The sequence below is a fragment of the Candidatus Poribacteria bacterium genome (genome assembly GCA_028820845.1).
Taxonomy (GTDB): domain Bacteria; phylum Poribacteria; class WGA-4E; order WGA-4E; family WGA-3G; genus WGA-3G.
Genome location: JAPPII010000066.1, coordinates 1 through 19,039 on the forward strand (window position 1 = coordinate 1; position 19,039 = coordinate 19,039).

The window sequence follows — 19,039 nt, forward strand, 5'->3', positions numbered from 1 at the left end:
GTTCACCGCACTCTTTCAACCAATTTTTCAAATCCCAAAACTACTTATTGCGAAATTGAATGCCTTCTGATGTCTCGCCATTTTCAGAATATGTTTAAACGAAATTATATCGTCCATTAGGTCGCCAGCGATGGAAAGCGACTGTACCCAATCCCGTAGTCCACTGGTGTGATGCAAGAGATGCCGAATTGTGATTGTATTTCCAAAGTTCGGGAGGTCGGGTAGGTGTGTCCGAATGTCGTCATCTATCGACAGCTTCCCTTGATGAGATAAAGTGACGATGGCAAACGCTGCAAATTGCTTGGATACTGAAGCAATGTCGAAGATGGTCGTTGGAGTAATCGGGATGTCATATTCCAAGTTCGCCATCCCGTATCCATGTTTATAGATGACTTCACCGTCTCTGATGACCGCCACGGCAGCACCAGGGGAATCTGATCGGTTCCATTCCGCGAACAGCTGATCAATTTTTGCCGCAAGTGTCTTGTGTGTTGTCATTGCTATCTCCTTTTGGTGAAAGGTTTGGCATCATTTTCGCATCACCTATTTAGAGTCGATAAAACTCCCGCGCGTTTTCAGACAAGATTTTACGTGCCAGCGATTGCGGTAACTGTGCAGGGAAAGCCTCTTCTGGAGAATCATAGTGCCAGTGAGGATAGTCGCTTGAAAACATCAACATATCTTCCGAGTCAAGCTGCCCGACAATCTGAAGTAATTCTGCTGCTGTCGGTGGTGCATCAATCGGTTGAAGCGTCATACGGATATGTTCTCGGATATACGCCGATGGCGGTCGTTTCACCCACGGGGTCAACCCGCGCAAACCGCGCCACTCTTTATCGAATCGCCACATCAGCGACGGCATCCATGTAACCCCCGTCTCTATGAGTGCGACGCGTAAATCAGGAAACTTATCAAAAGCACCCTCCGACACAAGACTCAATACCTGTGCCTGAAACACCTGCGACATACCAACGTATTCCTCTAAATACGTTGAGGGCCACCCTACAGATGTCGGCGGTAGTCCCGGTGCCCCACCATAATGGATGCCAACAACGAGACCATAGCGCACAGCCGCTGCGTAGATAGGGTGATAGCGTCTATTGCCATAAGGTGCTTGTGATCGGGCAGGTAGCATAATCTGTACAAATCCCGGATGTTCACCTAAACGCTCAATTTCTCGGACGGCGAGTTCAGGATTCTGACTTGGAACAATCAAGGACCCACGTAAACGCGGTTCAGGGTCAAGCCAGTGCTCAATCTGCCAGTCATTGACTGCCGAAGCGAGTGCGGCTGCAAGGTCTTCGTTGTGTACGCTCTGCACCCGAAACCCACACGTCAGTATACCGTATTCAACCCCCCAGAAATCGAGGGCATGCTGGCGTAAAAGTGCTAAATCTGATCCGGGACGATCTTCTATCGGATGTGTAATCTCTGGACGCGTGGAGGTCGGAACACCGTCCGGGTAGTCATTCGCATCCGGTCCAGGAAAGCCGGATTCTTCGCAATAGTCGCACCAGTAGTCGGGTAGGTACGGGTAGAGCATTTCGAGGGACGGGAGTCGGTTGTGGAGATCGCAATCGATGATAGGTATTCCAGTCTGAACGAAACTCGGTTTGGAATTCTCTGTATCCATATATTTTTCCTTTTAGGTTGTATCGTTGGTTTTTTATCTGCCGCCATAAGTGTGCCAGAATAGGATGTGTTCGTCTTCACATTCCTGTGCTTTTATGTAGTGGACAAGTCCTGCCAACGTTTTGCCGGTGTAGGTATTCTCAAGCGTAATACCCTCTTCTTCAGCCATCAGTGCTACCGCACGCATACCTGCTTCCGTTGGGATGGCGTATCCCTTTCCGAAATCGTCGTGCCAGAGTTCAATGCGTCGTGGATTGATGTAATCGACATCCACCGCACCGATGAGCCGTAAGGTCCGCTTGACCATACGGGAGATTGCCCACGAATTCGCGACGACCCGGTCGGCGACACGAATACCGACAATTTGGGTTCGCAATCCGGTAAGTCTCACACCGACTATTAAGCCCGCAATGGTGCCACAAGTCCCCACCGGCACGAAGATAAACCGCGGCTCTGGCATAATGCCTTCCTCAATCTGTGATTTCAACTCCGAAACGGCTTTCACGTAGCCAACGGAACCGAGTGGAGAAGAACCTCCCGCTGCGATAAAATAACGTTCCTCTCCGATTCCAAGCACCGTCTTCATCTGTTCATACCCGTAACGGGCAAACATGGTATGCATGTGTTGTACCTCGTGAACCCGGTCTGCTTGCTCACAGATTGTACGGTAGTTTGTTTCAGAATACTCGGTAGGCGGTTGTTTAAAAAGCAAACATTCCACGCGGAAGCCAGATGCTTTGCCGTAAACAGTTGTCGCTCGGACGTGATTAGAGCCTGTTGGACCGATTGTAAAGAGTGTTTTCCTTTCAGTTCCCTTCGAGTGTGCTTGTGCCGCTGCGAACATATACTCCAGTTTGCGCACTTTATTGCCACCACCCAGTAGACCGCTTAGGTCATCACGTTTTATCCAGAGCGATTCGAGCCCAAGAGATCGCTCAAGATTTGAAAGACGCTGCACAGGGGTTGGAAAATTTCCAAGCGAAAGGTATGGAATTGATTCAATCATTTTTTACGTAAAGGACGAAAGTAAATAGATACAAAAACGCTTTGCCTTTGCTGGTGAAGTGTCCTAACCTCACTCCGCAATGCCGCTCTCAATTATTTGACCTGCCACGTGTCTACCGAGTGCAGCAACAGTCAGCGTTGGTGGTATTCCAATAGAGGTCGGAAAGAGACTTGCATCGGCAACAAATAAGCCTGGTACTGCATGGGATTCTCCTGAAAGTTTAACAACGGCTTTATGCCTGTCCTCTCCCATCCGAAGTGTGCCTTGCGGGTGACTTGATGCCATCATAATATCGTTTGGTGCGATGCCGCGTTGACGAACAATTTCAAGATCCTTCTCTGTTTTGATTGGGAGGTGTTCTGTGTAGGGCATAACAATCTCTCTGGCACCTGCAGCGAAGAGTAGTGTGGCAGCATTAATTGCCCCTTCCACCAATACCCGTTTATCTGAGCGCTGCAGACGATATGAGATATTTGGGGTGCCCTTGTGATTTATGGATACCCGTCCCGTTGTTCTATCGTGTAGGAGGACAAGAAGCGCAGCGATATGTTGGTAGTGTTCCATCAGTTCTTGATGGCTTCTACCGAATCCCGGCAGGCTTGCTGCAACGATCATCTGGGACCCGAAAGCAGGCATGAGCAGGTAACCGCTATCTGGTGAACGTCTCAGGTCAAGAAACTCGTCAATATAGTAACTTTGCGGGATACCAAGATGTCCATCGATCGTTTCATTGAAGACTCCACCTACAAAGATGGCAGGATGCAGATGGAGGTTTCTTCCGACCTGTCGGTTCGTATTCGGTAACCCGCTTTTTAACCAGAGTTGTGGTGAGTTGATAGCACCTGCCGCTAACACCACTGCCCTGCTTTCAACGTAAAGTGTACCTGATGGCAGCTGCGCCGAAACACCGACGGCTCTCTTATGTCTTACATGGATTTTCTCTGCTACGCAGTTACTGTACAGTCGTGCCCCCGCTGCAAGTGCCAAAGGGATATATGTAACCGCCATGCTCTGTTTGCCTGTTCTTGTCGGTTCAGTCTGAATAGATTTGGAATCAGGACATCCAAAGAGACACCTCGCGCCACACATAACGCAAGCACCGCGATTATGCCTTTGCAATCCACCGCGCCACCTCATCCGATCACACCCGCGGCGGATAACGGCATTTAAGCGATTTACATCTGTTTCTTGCATCTGTGTAACACCGAGCGTCTGCTCCACCTGATCAAAGTAGGGCCATATCTCTCGAACGCCCCATCTGTCCAGTAGGACTTGCGGGGGACGGACCGCATAGCAGAGGTTATGTACTGTTGAACCGCCGACACCTCTCCCTTGTGAAATAACAATCGCACCGTCGCGTGTAGACCGTAGACCGCTATCCCAGAAAAGACGACGGAGCATTTCCGGTTCATAAGTGCCAAAGGTGGTTGGATCATGATGTTCTCCCGCCTCTAAAATGATTACCGAGAGTCCCGCCTCGGCGAGTTCCTTCGCAACAACCGCACCACCAGCACCGGAGCCGATAACGCATACGTCGGCAACCTCTTTCTCCTCTATTTTCTTTTTACGCTGTGAAAAGCGAGCAGCGTTAAGGACACTGGAAATCCGGGATTGAGATTTATTCATAATACTGAAAACTGACGACTGACAACCGATAACTAATTAATAGACATCATTTCATATCTATGATAGCATATCTACACGCGTCTATCAACCCACTAAGTTTCAAGCGGCAAAGGAGAGTAACCATGGAATTTGTTCAGTTGACAGAGGCACACCGTCAAGAATTTGAGGAAAACGGCTATCTCATCGTGCGTTCCGCAATTGATAGCGACATGATTGATCGCTTGACAGGAACCGGGGATCGACTCATGGCGTCATTTGAATACCACGGCTATTACGCGCATCGGCGGTACGGGCTGGTGCAGGAACCCGCCTTCGCTGACCTTGCGACACAGTCAAGGGCTGTCCCATTAATCCTTCAACTGCTCGGTACAAATATCCATATTACCAACACCGCGCTTATCTACAAACATCCACAGGCACCCGAGAAACCCGACAACCGCAATTGGCATCGGGATGTTGGTGTACATTTGGACGTTGGACATCAAGGGTGCCCGCGCGTTGGATTGAAGGTCGGCTACTGCTTAACAGATTTCAGTGTGCCGAACTCAGGGGCGACATGGTTTATCCGAAAAAGCCATAAGTTGAAAGAACCCCTGCGTATCCCTGAAGGCGAAGTGGATCCGCCGGTGTATGATGAACCACTACTCCGAGCAGGCGATGCGTTTCTGTTTGAGAGTCGTATCTACCATGCCGCAGGGCTGAATTTCAGAAAGAACATCTCTAAGGTCGTCATTTACGGATACCACTATCGCTGGATTAAACCCGATTATTATCTCCGGTATTATAATGATACACTACAACCAGAAGCAAAGTTGGTGGAGAGTTTAGACGACCTCGGCAGACAGTTTCTTGGAGCATCCACAGATACGCAGGGTAGGCTTGACCCAAATGGTGTTCATTGGGCTGGCGCAGAATGGGCAAGGTCGCACAATCTGGATTTGGAACAGGCTCCACAGACTGTGGCAATCTGATACATATAACGGAGGAACGAGAATGAAAGAAGTCAAAGTAGGCATCGTTGGGTGTGGTGGCATCGCCGGAGGTAAACATCTTCCCGGTCATAAGAGTGTCGAAGGTGTTTCGATTATCGCAGCATGCGATATTGACGAAGCACGCGCAAAAGCGTTCGCCAAACAGCACGACATCCCACACGTTTTCAGTGATTACGAAGAATTGGCTGCAATGGATGAATTGGATGCGGTGAGCGTTTGCACACCGAATAACTTCCATGCCGGTCCGACGATTGCCGCCTTGAACGCTGGAAAACACGTTATCTGTGAAAAGCCGATTGCCGCCAATGCCATAGACGGGCAGGCGATGGTAGACGCACAGAAAGTTAGTGGCAAAGTGCTGCAGATTGGGTTACAATCGCGATTCCGCGCTGAAGCACGCACGTTGCGAAAACTCTACGATGAAGGGTTCTTTGGCGACATCTACTATGCCCGAGCAATGTCGGTACGACGGCGTGGAGTCCCCGCCTCACCATCGTTTCTCAGTAAAGCCATCGCAGGCGGTGGTCCGCTCATTGATATCGGCGTGCATATCCTTGATGTCTTGCTTTGGATGATTGGTTGTCCGAAACCGATTGAAGCCTTCGGCATGGCAACCAAAAAATTTGGGCATAGAAAGAATGTTATCAACCCGTGGGGTAAATGGAATCCTGAAGAATTCGAGGTCGAGGATTTTGCAATGGGCACAATCCATTTTGAAGGCGGGTTGACAATAACCTTAGAAACCGCATGGGCATCACATATTGAGAACATCGGCGGCACTTTTTTCATGGGGGATTTAGCCGGTGCGACATACGAACCGCTTCAGATTTACCGCGATAAAAAGGATGAGATGGTGAATTACAAGCCGAAACTTCTCACAGGTTTGCCGAGTGAATTTGAATCGTTCCACAAAGCAGTTCGGGAGGGCTTACCGTCTCCAGTGCCAGCAGAGGAGGTGCTGAACGTCGCAAAAATCTTCGATGCGATCTATGAATCCGCTCGGATAGGACGTTCCGTCCCTATTTTATAGCGTCGGTCTACTTAACCAGACACTTGTAGGCGCGTTTCCAGAGCGTGCCTATTCTTGTGTCGGTTTCTGATAACTTGCCCGCACAACCGTTTTGATACCACCGCGGATGTTGAAATCACCCATAACTTCCGCCTTCCGTGGATGACACGCTTCCACAAAATCTTCAAGCACCTTATTCACTACATGTTCGTGAAAAATACCGATATCCCGAAAAAAAAGAAAGTACTCTTTCAACGATTTCAATTCTACACAGTCCCGGTCCGGCACGTAAGTGATGCAGAGCGTCGCGAAATCCGGCAACCCCGTTTTAGGACATACCGCAGTAAACTCTAAATTGGTAATCTCGATTGTGTAATCTCGGACGCTGTATTGATTTTCCCATGTTTCGATTGCGGGTGTTTTCAGTTGGCGGATATGGGTTTGTAAGTCATCATAGCCGGTTGACTGGCTCATTCTTCAAATCTCCACGTTTTTAATTGCGGGTATTGCTCTACACGGGGGCATGCGCTGATGATACACTGGCGAGGGCGAGGCGATCTTTTTCCGCATAGTCTTTGAGAAGTTCGTATGTGCAATAGGCGGGTTCCGCATTGATGAGGGCGCGAACAGGGTCTGCCTGTGTGTCTCCGATCTCAAAAAGTAGCTTTCCATTCGGTGCGAGGTATTGCGGAGCTTCCGTAATTAATCGCCGAATCACAGTAAGGCCGTCGTCGCCTGCAAAGAGGGCAATCTCAGGTTCATAGTCTCGGACATCAGGACTGAGGCTACCCCGTTCTACGTTTTTAATATAGGGCGGATTGCAAACGATCCAATCGAATTGTCGCTCTTCAGGGAGGGCTATCATCTTTATCGGTTCAAACAGGTCCCCGGACATAAACGTAATCTGTGATGAGCACGCATGTGTTTCGGCGTTTTGTTGTGCGACCGCAAGGGCGGGTTCGGATATATCGGTCGCAACAATGTCCCACGCTGACGCGTGTACTGCAAGGCTCGTAGCAATAACGCCGCTACCTGTCCCGATTTCAAGCACCCGCTGCGGTGTATCCGTTTTTATTGCGAGGATTGTTTCAACGAGTTGTTCCGTCTCGGGTCTCGGAATCAAGACCCGTTCATCGACGTAAAAATCTAAAGATAGGAACTCTTTTCGATTCGTTAGATAGCTGACAGGTGTATGCTCAATTCGCCTTTGGATCAGTTTGCGAAAAGGTGTGAGGTGTTCTTGGAAGACAGGCATGTCGAAGTCAAGGTAGAGTTGTAAGCGACCTTTATTTAATAGGTGTCCGAGCAGAACTTCGGCATCTAACCTTGGCGTTGGGATACTGTGCTGTTCAAAATATCCAGCTGTCCAGTCGAGTAACTCCACCACGCGCCATATCTTATTGGGCATGATTTAAGATTCCTTGGTCGGCGTGGATTAAGTCTCTTTCAACTTCTCTGCTTGGTCAGCCGTTGTCAACCGATCAATAAATTCCTGTATGTCCCCGTCTAAGACGGAATCTAATTGATAGGTACTGAATTGGATTCGATGATCCGTGACGCGAGATTGCGGGAAGTTGTAAGTGCGAATCTTTTCGCTCCTGTCCCCGCTTCCGACCATTGACCGACGTGTCTCCGATCTTTCACTGTTGAGTTCAGCCTGTTTTTGTTCTTGGAGGCGGGCACGGAGAATCTTCATCGCTTTGGAGCGGTTTTTGTGCTGAGATTTTTCATCTTGGCACGTTACGACCAACCCCGTTGGGATGTGTGTAATCCGGATAGCCGAGTCGGTTGTGTTAACGCTCTGCCCACCGGGACCCGAGGAACGATAGGTGTCGATTCGCAATTCGGTTGCTTCATCAATTTCCAAATCGAGGGCTTCTGCTTCTGGGAGGACGGCTACAGTCACAGCGGAGGTGTGGATACGACCACTCGCTTCCGTTGCCGGAATTCGTTGGACCCGGTGAATGCCACCCTCATATTTCAATTGGCTGTATGCCTCTGCGCCTTCAATTGAGAAGATGATCTCTTTAAATCCTTTTAACCCTGTCGCATTTGAATTGAGAATCTCAAGTTTCCAGTTTTGACGCTCGGCGTATCGGGTGTACATCCGAAATAACTCAGCCGCAAAAAGGCTCGCCTCTTCCCCACCAGTCCCTGCCCGGATCTCGATGATAACGTTCTTTTCATCGTTCGGATCTTTCGGAATTAGGAGCAGCTTCAGCTCCTCTGTTAATTCTTCCTTTTGCGCAGTGAGGGTTTCCAACTCTTCCTCTGCTAACCCGACTATTTCCGTATCCGTTTCCGATTCCAGCATGAGCTGCGTCTCTTCGAGTGCCGCTTCTAACTGCTGATATTTCTGATAGGCGGACACGATAGGCGAGAGTTCCGCGTGCGTTTTGGATAACTCCATTAACCGCTGTTGATTGGAAACTTGTGCTGGGTCTCCGAGTGCTCTTTCAACTTCGGCGTATTTAGTTTCGATATCCTTAAGTTTTTCAAGCATTTTATCAAACCACTGTTGTTAGCTATTGAAAGTAGAAGATATTGCCTCTATTTTTCTAAAAACTACCCCGTGTCTGTTGTTGTAAGGACACGGAGACCTTTACTTATTCTACTCATTATCTTCAGTTAGCCCGTAGCGTCGACGGAAACTTTCAACGCGCCCGGCAGTGTCAATAAAACGAGCTTGCTGCCCGGTGTAGAATGGATGACATTTCCCACAGATATCCACTCGCATTGTCGACTGGATCGCGAGCGTTTTATGGGTCGCGCCACAGACGCATGTGATAACACATTCTACCATTTCGGGGTGAATTTCAGGTTTCATAGTATCCTTCCTTAATTTTGAGAATATCCGAATTACGGGTTGCTATTCGGCTAAAAACTTCTCAGTATTCTTATTAATGCGTTTTTTGAAGTACGCATCGGTAGGCGCGTAGCACACGCTTACCGTTTTAAACGAGCGTTGTTTCTCGCAGTAGCACTGCCATAACCTGCGTTATCGACCATCCCTTCGAGAAACTCGTCATTCGTACCAGTTTTACCAAGTTGTTCAACGAGCATTTCCAGAGATTCCGCGCTGTCCATCTGGCTTGTGAATCTCCGCAGCACCCAGACTTTATTAAGCACGTCGGGGGCTAACAAGAGTTCTTCACGGCGGGTTTTTGACCGTTCGATGTTAATCGACGGGAAAATCCGTCGATCCAGTAGGGAGCGTTCCAAGTGGATTTCCATGTTCGCTGTTCCCTTGAACTCTTCATAGATCGCTTCATCTCCGCGACTTTCAGTTCCTATGAGAACTGAGGCTATAATTGTAAGACTGCCGCCCTCTTCAAACTTTCGCGCCGCACCGCAGAATTGACGCGGCTTCACAAGTGCCATCGCATCTATGCCACCGGTCAACGTTTTGCCGCTATGCGGTGCTGTTAAATTGTAAGCACGCGCAAGGCGGGTCAGACTGTCTAAGAGGATGACGACATCTTTTCCGTACTCAGCCCATCGTTTCGCTTTCTCAACCGCCATTTCAGCGACTTGGATGTGGCGTTCCGGGTATTCATCGAAGGTCGAGCTAATTACCTCTCCTTTGACAGACCGTGCGACATCTGTGACTTCTTCTGGACGTTCATCAATCAACAGAAAGATGAGAGAGACTTCAGGATGATTCGATTCGATACCAGCGGCGATGTTCTTCAACAACGTGGTTTTACCGCTGTAAGGTGGAGCAACGATCAATCCACGCTGTCCTTTACCAACGGGTGCCATCAAATCCACCATACGGGTCGCGAATTCCGACGTATTGTGTTCCAGCTTCAATTGTTCCTGTGGATAAATAGGAGTGAGGTTATCGAAAAGAATTTTCTGCTTGACAGCTTCCGGTTTTTCGCCGTTGACTTTCTCAATCTGTAGCATGGCGAAATACCGTTCTGCTTTATTTTCCGTCTTCTTCGGCGGACGAATCACACCTTCAACGACGTGACCCGTCTGCAAATCAAATCGCCGGATTTGCGATGAGGATACGTAGATATCTTCATTGCTTTGCAGATAATTAGAGCGCGGTGAGCGGAGAAAACCGTAGTGTTGATCCCGGTCATCTAAGATTTCCAGAACACCACCCCCATAAAATTGGGTGTCTCCCTCAGATTTAGCCTCTATGATTTCGTTAATCAATTCCTCTTTCCGAGACCCGGTGTATTCAATCCCGAGTGTCAGTGCGAAGTCTTTGAGTTCCGAGAACTCCATTTCTTGGAGCTTGCCAATGTCCAAGCTCTCCATAATTTCTAATACTCCTCATTGTGCCCGGTTCCAAAATAATCATTCCACCGTAGGGTTCGTCTGACAACCTAGCGTGTTCTTTATTCCCACTTACATACGCCGTGTTTACGAAATGTCATTGTGACGTGAAGTCCGTGGCTAACGTGGGATTTGCAGAACATGTTAAAAATGGAAGCAGGGCTGATGCTATAGGATAATTAACTGTTGGTTTTTATCGCTTTCGGCACACGCTTAAAAACGCGTCTACCGGGTTTCCCTATACTTGTTTGGTAGTTCAGAGGTATAGGATTGACACAGGAAGACCAGGGTCCTCTACAGAGCAGGTAAGCTGACATGACACCTAATTTAATATATGAGAGATTGCTGCGACATACGCAGCGCAGCAAAATATCAGAATATACAGGGTATCGATGGAGTAGGTGCAGTGTTGCCCGCGGAAATGTCGCTCGTATGGCTGTTTCACAATGCATGCGAGTAGTTAGTTTTACCTGAAAATGCAACTTCTGGATTTTTCATATTGGGAAAACAGATTGAAGCCGGCATTGCACACAATGTACCACAGCCAGTAACTCGTTTTTCCTCAAAGCACGCTTTTCTCAGCAGCTTGCGCCGTTTATGAGGTAAAATTTGTGAATTGAAACGTGCTTCGCGCTTAGGAAGTTAAGAACTTTAATTATTAATTATACCGAATTGAATTAAAAAGGTCAAGTTTTTTTTCAAAGAAAAAACATTTTTCGGAATTATTCTGCTGAAGCGCGGTTGAAAAACCGCGCATTTTGCCTATTCTTCTTCGTCCCCCTTCAACCTTTTAAGGTGACGCCGGACATTCTGGTTATACTGGTTGTTCGCCAGATAGCCCTTCCAGAGGGCGACGGCATCGTCGTTATAGCCTTGTGAGACATAGTACTCACCAAGAGCAATCAGCGCAATGTCAGAAATCGGATTTTTCTCAATTGATGCTTTGAATTCGGCGACGGCAGTTTCTGTATCATCGTTAAGAAGTGCCAATTCGCCTCTGCCGTAAGGTATCAGCGCGTGATCGGGATATTCTACCGCCAGCTCATCAATCATCTTTTGGGCATCTTCTTCCCGATTCAGGTGATGCGTTGCGCGTGCAGCGAGGACCGTTGCATAGACAACTTGATTTTGAAGTTCTCGCTTTTCAGCATCATTTTCTGACTTACCGAGCAACCGTTTTGCTGTACGAGCGGCAGCTCTATACTTCGCACGGGCCTGGACGTAGTTGCCGTACTTATAAGTTAGGTCGCCGAGCGTTTTTGAACCGATATAGGAATCGCCCTTCTGATCAACGAGATCCTGAAATATCGCAGCAGTTTTCCGATCCTTCAGCCGATAGTGCAGGACTTCGGCGAGGCTTTGCATCGCGTCAATGTTCTGCGTATTCGCAGCAACTGAACGTTCAAGTACCTCGCGTTCCTTTTCAGGTTCACCTAATTTTTGGTAGACCAGCGAGATTAACCAATAGATTTCAGAATTCTTACCCCGCGCCAACCCGATGACGGAATTGTAAGTTTCCAGTGCCTGCTCGTAGGATTCGGAGGTATAGTGCGTACGTCCAGTGTTAATAACTGCTTCAATAACCCCACTATCTCGTTTTGCTGCTTGTTTCAATACCTCTTTCGCACGTTGGTGCATTCCAACTTTGCGATAGCAAATTGAGAGTCGCAGATAGGCATACGGGTCAATTTTTGCTTTTGCAGCTTCCGCCCGGGCAATCGCATCAAAGTATAACGCCCCCGCGTCCCGGTAGTTCTCGTCACCGTAGAAGAAACTCGCAATCATAAGCTCTGCGTCATAGTAACTGCCCTGTTCGTCACCGGCGATGCCCCCTTGTCCGCCGAAATTCCGCATCACTTCTGACGCACTGACACCAAATCCAGAGTCGGCGACTATAGTCTCAACGTTCCCCATCGCACGACTTCTCTCAACGCCCCCGCGCGGTCGGTCCCGTTCGCGCGTCGCTTGCTGTCGCGCGTAAGCTCTGCCTGCTTGGGTTGCGAGTGGATCATCTGGTTCTGGGATGCTGGCGTTGAGTGCGGTCAGTTCTTGCTTTGCTTTCTCAATTTCTTCTTCAGTGCCTTCGACCTTTCCATATCTTTTAACGAGTGATTGATAAGTGCGTTTCGCTTCTTCCTCGTCTTTAAGATTTTCTTTCTGGATTTGTCCTTTGCGGGCGATGGCTATTGCCGCACGTTCACTCCTCGGATTACGATTCGCAAAATTATCGTAAATCTCTACAGCCTGCTCAAAATTCTGCGCGTCCTCGTAGCTTTTGGCTAACATCAGTTGCGCATTATGGCTCAATTCCAATTGTGGGAATTTGTTAATAATTGTATCAAATTGTGCCTGAGCCGTTTCGTAGTCTTTTTGTCGGTAATAGTGCATACCGAGATTGTAGTGTGCTTCGGCTGCTTCATCGCTTTCTGGGGCTGCAGCGATGACCGCTTCGTAGGCTTTGATACCTTCTGCCGGTTGGCTCATCTGTTCAGTTAACAGTTCGCCTATGGCGAGTTGTGATTGGAGGGCTTCTGGTGTGCCTGGTTGAGTATCCACAACATTTTGATAGGCTTCAAGGGCACCGCGATAGTCTTTCTCTGCAGCGAGATTTTCTGCAGTGCGTAGGGCATTGCCCGTCACGCATCCGATTTGCACCCCGATTACTAAAATAACAGCAATAAGTAGATAAGACTTCATACTTTTAATAACAGCAAATTTCTGGAAGTTTGCGAGTTGTGCCAAGAATTTCACGGTTTTTCTCCTTTTTTCATATTCGCTTAGTTTGAAGGCACCTACCTGTATCGGCATTCTTATGCATTAGTGACACGATTTGGATGCACATTCATCAATAAATGCTAAAACCTCTTGACGGGTATAACCCTCTTTTTTAATGACCGCGTCACAATTGACTCTGTTCTTCGCGTCAGGTCCTTTGCCTGCTTCGAGGATGCAATTCGTCAACCAACTGGTACGGACTCCGTTGATGCCGGAGGTATAGTTTGTGTCGTATTCGCCTTTCACCAAACCGACGAGCTGGTCAACCTTATTCTGAGGATACCCTTCTGGACGCTGATAGGAAAGAGGTTCGGGTTCACCATCTTTGGGTATGTAGCGGATGCCGTTTTTGATTTCAATCGTACCTTCGTCTCCCTCAAGAATGAACCATTCCTCGAACCCAACGCGCGTGTTACCGAGGATAGTGATTGTGCCTTCAGCACCGTTATCCAATGTTACATCAGAGTAGGAATTAATTTCAACAAGTTTTGTGATAACATTTCCGTTGTCATCCTCGAATTTCATATCGGTTGTGCCGTAGACTTCAACCGGCAATGTCCCAGTCATCCACAAGAATATGTCTTGGATATGACTTCCAGAATCGTTAGGTTGACCACCACCAGAGAAGCGTGGATCTCCACGCCAGCCGTGTGCCCCCCATCGTTGTGCCATATAGACATCGAATTTCTGTAGATTTCCGATACGACCTTCCGAGATTGCGCGCCTCGCTGCCATATAGGTATCTTCGTAATGGCGTTGATACCCACCGACGAGGTGTAACCCACTCCCTATCGCAATTTTCGTTACAGCGATTGCATCGCCGACGACATTCGCCATCGGTTTTTCGACGATGACATGACATCCGGCACGCAGCGCATATTTTGTGTGAATATCGTGCAGGGAGTGCGGCGAGAACACACCGACAATATCTAAATCTTCATGATTCAGCATTTCGACGAATTCGTGTTCGCCGAGGTAACGTTTGAAACTATTCGCTTTATAGCCGTCAACGCGTTCTTTGAGCGCGTCTTCTAAAGCGTCTAAACTCGCTTCATGGGTGTCCACAGCAGCGACAATCTCTGCATCCGGACGTGTCGCGAAACCCAGTGTGTTACCGCGTCCAGCACCTCCGGGTCCAATCACACCGACTCTTAAAATATCGTTCTTGCTGGTTTCCATGTTTCTCACATCTCCGGATTATACATTGCACTTAAGGCTTTCCAAACAGCACACTTTAACGACTAAAAACACGAAAAAGTTTTTTTATTGGATCGTAGAACTGATCAACTACACGCTCTTTAAGCGGGATGATGGCGTTGTCCGTAATTGTGATATGCTCCGGGCATACCTTCGTGCAGCACTTTGTAATGTTACAATACCCAATACCATCTGAGTCCTTCAATTCTTCCAGTCGATTTTCGGTGTCAATCGGGTGCATCTCTAAGGAAGCAGCATAGACGAAGAACCGCGGTCCAATAAATTCGTCATGAAGATCGTGTTCCCGAAGAACATGGCACACATCTTGACAGAGGAAACACTCAATGCACTTCCGAAACTCTTGGACGTGGTCGATATCTTCCTGTTCCATTCGCCATGTACCATCTTCAGCGTCAGGCGGTCGCGGCGCAAAGGGTTTCATTTTCTCTTTAACCCTAAAGTTCCACGACACGTCTGTAACGAGATCTTTGATGAGCGGAAATGCCCGCATCGGTTCGACTGTAACGGGTTCCTCAAGGGGTAAGTCATTCAGGCGCGTCATACACATTAATTTCGGCTGCCCATTGACTTCGGCGGAGCAGGAACCGCATTTGCCTGCCTTACAATTCCATCGGACTGCCAGATCATTCGCTTGTTCAGCTTGGATGCGGTGGACAGCGTCTAAGACCACCATACCTTCGGAGACCTCAGTATCGTAATCGACAAATTGCGCACCCTCCGCATTGCCGCGCCAGATTCTAAAAGTTGCTTTCGCCATAATAGTTGTCGGTTGTCGGTTGTCGGTTATCGGTTACGTCTGCTGTGACGCGAGCATCCCCTGACAAGCATCAACTACTTCCTCCTTTTTCCGTTTAGGTTACTGTCATCAGAACCTCTTTAACCGACAACCAATAACAGATAACCAATGACCATCTACCCCATCTCGTCTATGATTTCCTTCAGGTCCGCCCGGAGTTCATCAACTGGATGTCGTCGGATCTCCATCGCTCCGTTGTCCGTTTTCTTGATGACAGTGTTGTATTTGCCGGCACCGGGTTCCTCTTTTTCAGGATAATCGTCCCGTGAATGCGCGCCTATGCTTGCCCTGCGCTCTAACGCCGCAAGGGCAATCGCTTCGGAAACCGTCAGGAGACAGTCTAGATCAAGAGCAGTATGCCATCCAGCATTATATTCACGATTGCCAATGGCGTGAACGTTCTCGGCTTTCCCACGCAAGTTTTGAATCTCTTCCAAAGCCTGTGTAAGACTCTCTTGACTTCGAGCGATGCCTACCAGATCCTGCATTTTTTCTTGCAGTTGTGCCTGGATGTCATAAGGACCCACCTTCTCTCCGCTACCATCGTCTGCAGGGTTTTCAAAAGGCTTGAGTGTATGCGCAGCGATTGTCTCAATTTCTGCTTCATCCAGTGAGACAGACGTATTTTCCATTGCAAATTGCGCTGCATATTCGCCAGCACGTTTGCCGAAAACGAGCAAGTCTGATAGTGAGTTACCACCGAGTCTATTTGCGCCGTGTAAACCGGCAGCACATTCGCCTGCAGCGAAGAGTCCGGGCACCGCTGTCATCTGTGAATTTGCATCAACACGGATACCACCCATGATGTAGTGTGTCGTTGGACCCACCTCCATCGGTTCCGACGTGATGTCAATTTCGGCGAGTTCCCTGAACTGGTGGTACATGCTCGGCAGTTTCCTACGGATGTGTTCTGGGGCGTTCGGAATTTTTTCCTTAATCCACGCTATATCCAAGAATACACCCCCGTGTGGGCTGCCTCGTCCCTCTTGCACTTCTCGAACAATACACCGGGCAACGTGATCACGTGTGAGGAGTTCCGGCGGACGACGCGCATCACGGTCACCTTGCGTATACAACCAGCCTTCTTCAGGAGTGTCTGCTGTCTGGTTTACATAGAGTTCGGGAATGTCGTCGAACATGAAGCGTTTGCCTTCGCTGTTTGTGAGAACACCGCCTTCACCACGCACTCCCTCTGTGACCAAGATACCTCGAACACTCGGGGGCCACACCATGCCCGTAGGATGAAACTGGACGAACTCCATGTCTATGAGTTCTGCGCCAGCGTGGTATGCCAGAGCGTGTCCATCCCCGGTATATTCCCAACTATTACTCGTGATTTTATATGCCTTTCCGACCCCACCGGTTGCTAAAACAACAGCTTTCGCAGAAAAAACCTTGAATCGTCCCTTTTCACGCTCGTAACCAAAGGCACCCGATACCCTGTCACCCGTTTTCAAGAGCGAAATAATGGTATTCTCCATGTGTACTTCAATGCCTTGGTGGATACCGTGGTCCTGTAAGGCACGAATCATTTCCAGTCCTGTCCGGTCACCGACGTGTGCGAGGCGTGGGTATTGATGGCCACCAAAGTTCCGCTGGAGGATGCCTCCATCTTGCGTCCGGTCGAAAAGCGCGCCCCACGCTTCAAGTTCCCGGACGCGATCGGGTGATTCCTGTGCATGGAGTTCTGCCATTCGGGCATCGGAGAGATACTGTCCACCACGCATTGTGTCAGCAAAATGAACCCGCCAACTGTCTCTTTCATCGACGTTTGCTAAAGCAGCAGCGACACCGCCTTCTGCCATCACAGTATGTGCCTTGCCGAGTAAGGATTTACATACAAGTCCAACTTTGAGATCATCCGTAGCGGCTTCAATGGCAGCGCGAAGTCCAGCACCACCGGCTCCGATTATTAGCACGTCATATTCGTGAGTTTCGTAAGATGCCAAATTAAAATTCCCTCACTTTCCCCAGCATGTAATTTATATTGTTTAAAATTGCTGTCTTTCCGCGGTAGAAGTATGCATTTTTTCTTAAATTTCGCTATGCTCTACCCAACCGAAAAACTGTTTAATTCCGAGAAATAATCCAGTGTGTTAACGCTAATTCTAGTGTCCATTCTTCTAATTTCAAGTATTGTTCTATTGAGGTGCCCCATATTTGCTTCTCAAGTCTTCCATTACTTTCATTGCAACTTCAGCACTTGCAATTCGATCACATATTTTCAGTGTCGTATTATGTCGTGCGTTAGCCTCTTGTGCTGCCTCAGAATTAGAAAGTAGAGATTCGTTCTCTTGATCAGCAGTTATTCGTATAGATAAATCGTATGGATTCGTGCCTTGCATTTTGGAGGCAACATCTAATGCGATATTAGCTCCGATTTCTTTGATTTCATTGATTAAGTTTTCATCGCGTAAAGATAGGAGTCGTGAAACCAAATTGTCTTGTTCAATTTTAGTTTTTATGTGATCCACTAAAATATCATCCAAAGTAACCATAGTTTATATCTCTCTGTAGGTTTAAAGCGTGAACGGACCCGGGGGACTACCGCTATTAACATTATGTGCGGAATTATATTTATTCAGATCCGTTGGGTTTTGTTTCGTTCTACCCAACCTACGTTTCTTAAATAGAACTTGCACAATTTAAAAAACACGAATTTTTGGATATTGATAAATAAGTTTGGATATCAGAAATAAGATTTGATGTCGCATATATCTTTTTCTCCGATTGCCGAAAATGCTCACTGAATGTTGGAACCACAGGGGTTTGAGAAGTAAATACTAAAAATCCAGAATCAGAAGTGCAGAGTATAGGGTTACGATATAAGAGTTCTTAATTTCTCGAAAAGTTTTTTCTCTTTGTCAAAGGTCAGGTTGCCCTTCTTTTTAGCATGATTTGCTAGATTAGTATCACCAACTTTTTCAGCAACGTAACTTAACACGTCAAAACTTTCAGCTCGCCAAGGGGCTGATTCAACAAGAAGATTCGCTGCAGATAAAGCTTCTTTCAAACGTCCATCTCGCTGAAGAAGTAATACCAATTCTTTACCTGAGTCCCATGAATCTTCGGAAGTTTTAATAACCTCACGGAATAGATCTTCCGCCTCGTTAATGTGTCCCATCCATTCAAGCACTCGTGCTGTCATGACAGGATACGGATATTTTTCACCGTCCTTTTCAAGAAAGTAATCAACAACCTCTCGGATGAGTATGGGTCTGCCTGACTGGTCGTCTTTTCCTATCATGTATCGTTCGGCGTAAATTTTGTATTTGATAAAGAATAGTCTTTTTTGGAGTGTCGCGTCAAAATTTGTTGAAAACTTATCCTCACTTACGGTTTTATCTATCATTTCCAGAGCAAAGTTAAAATGCTGACCTTCACTAATCTCCTCAACCTCCTCCAAAAAAGCGAGTTGTCGGTATGTGGGGTGAATTTTTTGATCGTTCATCATTGTTTGACAAGCATCGAGAATTTTATCACCACTAAGAGCAAATCGAAGGAATTGAATTTCAGAAATTCGTAAGGAAGGGAAAAGTGGGTTTAAAACCAATCCTTCCTTACGTTGTGTTTACATTTCATTACCGAACTCGTCTGAAAGTCAGTATCTATCAGTATTTGCGCTTATAGCTCGAATGAATCTCACAAAACTACGAAACCCTTGCTATGACTGGATTCAGAGCCAGAATGTAAAC

The 19,039-nt window shown here is 47.7% G+C and carries 16 protein-coding genes and 1 pseudogene; 2 read left to right on the forward strand and 15 right to left on the reverse strand.

The window, feature by feature from the left end:
- Positions 1 to 27: 27 nt before the first annotated feature.
- The 4 genes from OXN25_13295 to OXN25_13310 form a co-directional block, all read right to left on the reverse strand.
- The gene (locus tag OXN25_13295; GenBank protein ID MDE0425833.1) at positions 28 to 498 is read right to left on the reverse strand and encodes a serine hydrolase; all 471 of its coding nucleotides are present in this window, start codon (positions 496 to 498) and stop codon (positions 28 to 30) included.
- Between the two features lie 49 nt (positions 499 to 547).
- The gene (locus OXN25_13300) at positions 548 to 1,633 is read right to left on the reverse strand and encodes an amidohydrolase family protein (GenBank protein ID MDE0425834.1); all 1,086 of its coding nucleotides are present in this window, start codon (positions 1,631 to 1,633) and stop codon (positions 548 to 550) included.
- Between the two features lie 33 nt (positions 1,634 to 1,666).
- Positions 1,667 to 2,638: a pyridoxal-phosphate dependent enzyme gene (locus tag OXN25_13305; GenBank protein MDE0425835.1), complete on the reverse strand. Its 972-nt coding sequence runs from the start codon at positions 2,636 to 2,638 to the stop codon at positions 1,667 to 1,669.
- 69 nt (positions 2,639 to 2,707) lie between these two features.
- The gene (locus tag OXN25_13310) at positions 2,708 to 4,264 is read right to left on the reverse strand and encodes a GMC family oxidoreductase (protein MDE0425836.1); all 1,557 of its coding nucleotides are present in this window, start codon (positions 4,262 to 4,264) and stop codon (positions 2,708 to 2,710) included.
- A gap of 122 nt (positions 4,265 to 4,386) precedes the next feature.
- Here OXN25_13310 and OXN25_13315 point away from each other — a divergent pair, with 122 nt between their 5' ends.
- Positions 4,387 to 5,235, forward strand: a complete 849-nt coding sequence (locus tag OXN25_13315; protein MDE0425837.1) for a phytanoyl-CoA dioxygenase family protein — start codon at positions 4,387 to 4,389, stop codon at positions 5,233 to 5,235.
- A 22-nt stretch (positions 5,236 to 5,257) separates the two neighbouring features.
- Positions 5,258 to 6,286, forward strand: a complete 1,029-nt coding sequence (locus tag OXN25_13320) for a Gfo/Idh/MocA family oxidoreductase (GenBank protein ID MDE0425838.1) — start codon at positions 5,258 to 5,260, stop codon at positions 6,284 to 6,286.
- Positions 6,287 to 6,334: 48 nt separating this feature from the next.
- Here OXN25_13320 and queF read toward each other — a convergent pair whose 3' ends face one another.
- The 11 genes and pseudogenes from queF to OXN25_13375 all read right to left on the reverse strand — a co-directional run bounded on the left by queF (position 6,335) and on the right by OXN25_13375 (position 18,897).
- Complete coding sequence (gene queF, locus OXN25_13325) at positions 6,335 to 6,739, reverse strand: preQ(1) synthase (protein ID MDE0425839.1); 405 nt, start codon at positions 6,737 to 6,739, stop codon at positions 6,335 to 6,337.
- A 37-nt stretch (positions 6,740 to 6,776) separates the two neighbouring features.
- Positions 6,777 to 7,673: a peptide chain release factor N(5)-glutamine methyltransferase gene (gene prmC / locus OXN25_13330; protein ID MDE0425840.1), complete on the reverse strand. Its 897-nt coding sequence runs from the start codon at positions 7,671 to 7,673 to the stop codon at positions 6,777 to 6,779.
- A 27-nt stretch (positions 7,674 to 7,700) separates the two neighbouring features.
- Positions 7,701 to 8,768, reverse strand: coding sequence for a peptide chain release factor 1 (prfA, locus tag OXN25_13335; GenBank protein MDE0425841.1), 1,068 nt, complete (start codon positions 8,766 to 8,768; stop codon positions 7,701 to 7,703).
- Between the two features lie 108 nt (positions 8,769 to 8,876).
- Complete coding sequence (gene rpmE, locus OXN25_13340) at positions 8,877 to 9,092, reverse strand: 50S ribosomal protein L31 (protein MDE0425842.1); 216 nt, start codon at positions 9,090 to 9,092, stop codon at positions 8,877 to 8,879.
- A 119-nt stretch (positions 9,093 to 9,211) separates the two neighbouring features.
- Positions 9,212 to 10,528 (reverse strand): annotated as a pseudogene (rho, locus tag OXN25_13345) (transcription termination factor Rho).
- Between the two features lie 789 nt (positions 10,529 to 11,317).
- Positions 11,318 to 13,306, reverse strand: coding sequence for a tetratricopeptide repeat protein (locus tag OXN25_13350; GenBank protein ID MDE0425843.1), 1,989 nt, complete (start codon positions 13,304 to 13,306; stop codon positions 11,318 to 11,320).
- 66 nt (positions 13,307 to 13,372) lie between these two features.
- A complete protein-coding gene (locus OXN25_13355; protein ID MDE0425844.1) occupies positions 13,373 to 14,509 on the reverse strand; it encodes a Gfo/Idh/MocA family oxidoreductase in 1,137 nt (378 codons plus the stop codon).
- Between the two features lie 55 nt (positions 14,510 to 14,564).
- Positions 14,565 to 15,305 carry a succinate dehydrogenase/fumarate reductase iron-sulfur subunit gene (locus OXN25_13360; protein MDE0425845.1) on the reverse strand — a complete coding sequence of 247 codons (741 nt, stop codon included), beginning with the start codon at positions 15,303 to 15,305 and terminating at the stop codon, positions 14,565 to 14,567.
- 155 nt (positions 15,306 to 15,460) lie between these two features.
- Complete coding sequence (locus OXN25_13365) at positions 15,461 to 17,293, reverse strand: fumarate reductase/succinate dehydrogenase flavoprotein subunit (GenBank protein ID MDE0425846.1); 1,833 nt, start codon at positions 17,291 to 17,293, stop codon at positions 15,461 to 15,463.
- Between the two features lie 192 nt (positions 17,294 to 17,485).
- Positions 17,486 to 17,842 carry a hypothetical protein gene (locus OXN25_13370; protein MDE0425847.1) on the reverse strand — a complete coding sequence of 119 codons (357 nt, stop codon included), beginning with the start codon at positions 17,840 to 17,842 and terminating at the stop codon, positions 17,486 to 17,488.
- Positions 17,843 to 18,162: 320 nt separating this feature from the next.
- On the reverse strand, positions 18,163 to 18,897 hold the full coding sequence (locus tag OXN25_13375; protein ID MDE0425848.1) for a hypothetical protein: 735 nt from the start codon (positions 18,895 to 18,897) through the stop codon (positions 18,163 to 18,165).
- Positions 18,898 to 19,039 lie beyond the last annotated feature (142 nt).

Coding starts and splice junctions, on each gene's coding strand:
- OXN25_13355 (MDE0425844.1), bottom strand. CDS start 14,509: ATGGAAACCAGCAAGAACGATATTTTAAGAGTCGGTGTGATTGGACCC.
- prfA (MDE0425841.1), bottom strand. CDS start 8,768: ATGCTTGAAAAACTTAAGGATATCGAAACTAAATACGCCGAAGTTGAA.
- OXN25_13300 (MDE0425834.1), bottom strand. CDS start 1,633: ATGGATACAGAGAATTCCAAACCGAGTTTCGTTCAGACTGGAATACCT.
- OXN25_13360 (MDE0425845.1), bottom strand. CDS start 15,305: ATGGCGAAAGCAACTTTTAGAATCTGGCGCGGCAATGCGGAGGGTGCG.
- OXN25_13315 (MDE0425837.1), top strand. CDS start 4,387: ATGGAATTTGTTCAGTTGACAGAGGCACACCGTCAAGAATTTGAGGAA.
- OXN25_13370 (MDE0425847.1), bottom strand. CDS start 17,842: ATGGTTACTTTGGATGATATTTTAGTGGATCACATAAAAACTAAAATT.
- prmC (MDE0425840.1), bottom strand. CDS start 7,673: ATGCCCAATAAGATATGGCGCGTGGTGGAGTTACTCGACTGGACAGCT.
- OXN25_13320 (MDE0425838.1), top strand. CDS start 5,258: ATGAAAGAAGTCAAAGTAGGCATCGTTGGGTGTGGTGGCATCGCCGGA.
- OXN25_13295 (MDE0425833.1), bottom strand. CDS start 498: ATGACAACACACAAGACACTTGCGGCAAAAATTGATCAGCTGTTCGCG.
- queF (MDE0425839.1), bottom strand. CDS start 6,739: ATGAGCCAGTCAACCGGCTATGATGACTTACAAACCCATATCCGCCAA.
- OXN25_13305 (MDE0425835.1), bottom strand. CDS start 2,638: ATGATTGAATCAATTCCATACCTTTCGCTTGGAAATTTTCCAACCCCT.
- OXN25_13310 (MDE0425836.1), bottom strand. CDS start 4,264: ATGAATAAATCTCAATCCCGGATTTCCAGTGTCCTTAACGCTGCTCGC.
- rpmE (MDE0425842.1), bottom strand. CDS start 9,092: ATGAAACCTGAAATTCACCCCGAAATGGTAGAATGTGTTATCACATGC.